We start from the raw sequence: 2,620 nt of genomic DNA on the forward strand, positions 1-2,620 counted from the left end.
GCGCGTGCCGGCGCGCCGACGCTCCTCGTCGCCGCGGTGGGCACGGACGCCGAGGGCGCGGAACAGGTCGAGGAGTTGCGGCGGGTCGGCGTCGACGTCTCCGAGATCGTGGTCGTCCCCGGTCCTACGGGGATGGCGTTCATCGCGGTGACGCCCGAAGGCGAGAACGCGATCACGGTCGTGCCCGGAGCGAACGGGGCGCTGACGGCGGCGCACGCCGTCGAGGTCCTCGGACGCACCGATCCCGGTGTCGTCGTGCTGCAGACCGAGGTTTCTGCCGCCGTCATCTCCGCGGTTGCGGCCTGGTGCACGGCTGCGCGCACGCGGCTCATCTTGAACGACGGGCCGACGATTCCGCTCCCGGCATCCACCCTCGCCGCAGCCGACCCGATCGTCGTCAATCAGCACGAGGCGCGGTCGATCATCGGGGCAGCGTCCGAGTCGACGTTGCCTGCTGGCCTGGCGCGCGAGGTGCAGCGGGCGACCGGTGCGCGTTCGGTCGTCGTCACGATGGGCGCCGATGGCTCCGAAGTGGCCGAGCCGGGTGGGGTCTACTCCGTTCCCGCCGTCCTTGCCGACGAGGTGGTGGACACGACCGGCGCCGGTGACACCTTCCTGGGCACCCTGGCGTCCGCGCTCGCGAAAGGTGCCGAACTGTCCGCCGCGGTCGCCGCCGCGACTGCCGCCGCCGCCGAATCCGTCGGATGGCTAGGGGCACGTCCGCCGTCGCGGTAGGGTCGCCGCTCGACGTGTCTTCGTCTGCTCCGGCGCCCGTGCGACGATGAGGACATGACCGAATTCACGACGATCCTGGTCGAACAGCGCGGACGCGTCGGCTGGATCACGCTCAACCGTCCCGAGGCGCTCAACGCGCTCAACTCCACCTTGGTCGACGAGCTCGCCGCCGCCGCGACCGCCTTCGACGCCGACGAGGGCGTCGGCTGCCTCGTCCTCACTGGTTCGGCGAGGGCTTTCGCCGCCGGGGCCGACATCAAGCAGATGGCGGACAAGACCCCGCGCGACATGTCGATGCAGAACCCGTTCGCGGGTTTGGAGGCCTTCAGCCGCGTGCGCACCCCCGTCGTCGCCGCGGTCGCCGGCTATGCCCTCGGCGGCGGCTGCGAGCTCGCGATGGCCTGCGACATCATCCTCGCCGCCGACACGGCGCGCTTCGGCCAGCCCGAGATCACCCTCGGCATCATCCCCGGCCTCGGCGGGACGCAGCGGCTGCCGCGCGCGATCGGGTACTACAAGGCGGCCGAGCTGGTATTGACCGGCCGAATGATGGATGCCGACGAGGCCGAGCGATCGGGCCTCGTATCCCGCGTCGTGCCCGCCGCCGACCTGCTCGACGAGGCGTCGAAGACCGCCGAGGCGATCGCCGCGAAATCGCTGCCCGTCGTCTACGCCGCGAAGGAGTCCCTGCGCGCGTCGCTGGAGACCACGGCATCCGAGGGTCTGCGCTTCGAGCGTCAGGTGTTCGCGTCGCTCTTCGGTCTGGACGATCAGAAGGAGGGCATGGCCGCATTCCGTGAGAAGCGCGCCGCGCACTTCACGCACCGCTGACCGCTTCGGGCCGCAGCCGGACACACCTCAGGGATGATCCGCAGTCTCATGGCCAGTGATACTGCGTCGCACCTCGTAGACTGATTCCATCTCGAAGGAGCCGCAATGAAGATCGTGGTGCTGGTCAAAGAAGTCCCCGACACCTATGGCGACCGGAAGCTGAATCTGGAGACCGGTCTCGCCGACCGCGCCGCATCCGAGAGGGTGCTCGACGAGATCGGCGAGCGTGCCCTCGAGGTCGCCCTCTCGTACGCCGACGCGCACCCGGGCACCGAGGTCATCGTCGTCTCGATGACTCCCGAGGAGTCCGCCGCGACCATCCGCAAGGGTCTCGCGATGGGCGCGGCTTCGGCGCTGCAGGTCGTCGATCCGGCCCTCGTGGGCGCCGATCTCGGGGTGACCGCGACGGTGCTCGCCGCCGCCGTGCGGCGTGCCGGGTTCGACCTGGTCATCACGGGGAACCTCTCGACGGACGGCTCGGGAGGCGTCATCCCGGCGATGCTCGCCGAGCACCTCGGCGTCGCGCACGCTACGGCGCTGTCGGCCGTGACCATCTCCGACAGCGAGGTCTCGGGAACCCGTGCGACCGACTTCGGCGCCGCGCAGGTCACGGCGGCTCTTCCCGCTGTCATCTCGATCACCGAGGCCCTGCCCGATGCCCGGTTCCCGAATTTCAAGGGGATCATGGCGGCGAAGAAGAAGCCGTTCGAGACCGTCTCGCTCGCTGACCTCGGGGTCGAGATCGACCCGGGCGTCGTGCCACAGTCGATCATGACGGCCGTCAACGAGAAGCCGCCGCGCGGAGCGGGCATCAAGATCGTCGACGAAGGGGATGCCGGTGACAAGCTCGCCGCTTTCCTCATCGAGAACCGCCTGGCCTGAAGGGAGCGTCGTCATGGTTGATTTCGCATCGGACTCGATTCTCGTCCTGCTCGACGTCACCCCCGCGGGCGAGCTCGCGAGATCCTCGGCGGGACTGCTGGGCGCGGCAGCTGGCATTGGGACGCCGGTCGCGTTGATCGTCGCGGCGGAATCCGCGCACGCGGCGCTCGCC

At 69.9% G+C, this 2,620-nt stretch carries 3 protein-coding genes; all 3 read left to right on the forward strand.

Annotation, left to right across the window (positions count from 1 at the left end; translation table 11 throughout):
- Positions 1 to 735: PfkB family carbohydrate kinase (locus WBP48_RS10515; RefSeq protein ID WP_424440029.1), on the forward strand; the 735-nt coding region annotated here is incomplete at its 5' end.
- Positions 736 to 789: 54 nt separating this feature from the next.
- A complete protein-coding gene (locus WBP48_RS10520) occupies positions 790 to 1,566 on the forward strand; it encodes an enoyl-CoA hydratase-related protein (protein WP_424440032.1) in 777 nt (258 codons plus the stop codon).
- A 105-nt stretch (positions 1,567 to 1,671) separates the two neighbouring features.
- A complete protein-coding gene (locus tag WBP48_RS10525; protein WP_424440035.1) occupies positions 1,672 to 2,448 on the forward strand; it encodes an electron transfer flavoprotein subunit beta/FixA family protein in 777 nt (258 codons plus the stop codon).
- Positions 2,449 to 2,620: the final 172 nt, after the last annotated feature.

It is taken from the genome of Microbacterium sp. (assembly GCF_049661145.1).
Classification (GTDB): Bacteria; Actinomycetota; Actinomycetes; order Actinomycetales; family Microbacteriaceae; genus Microbacterium.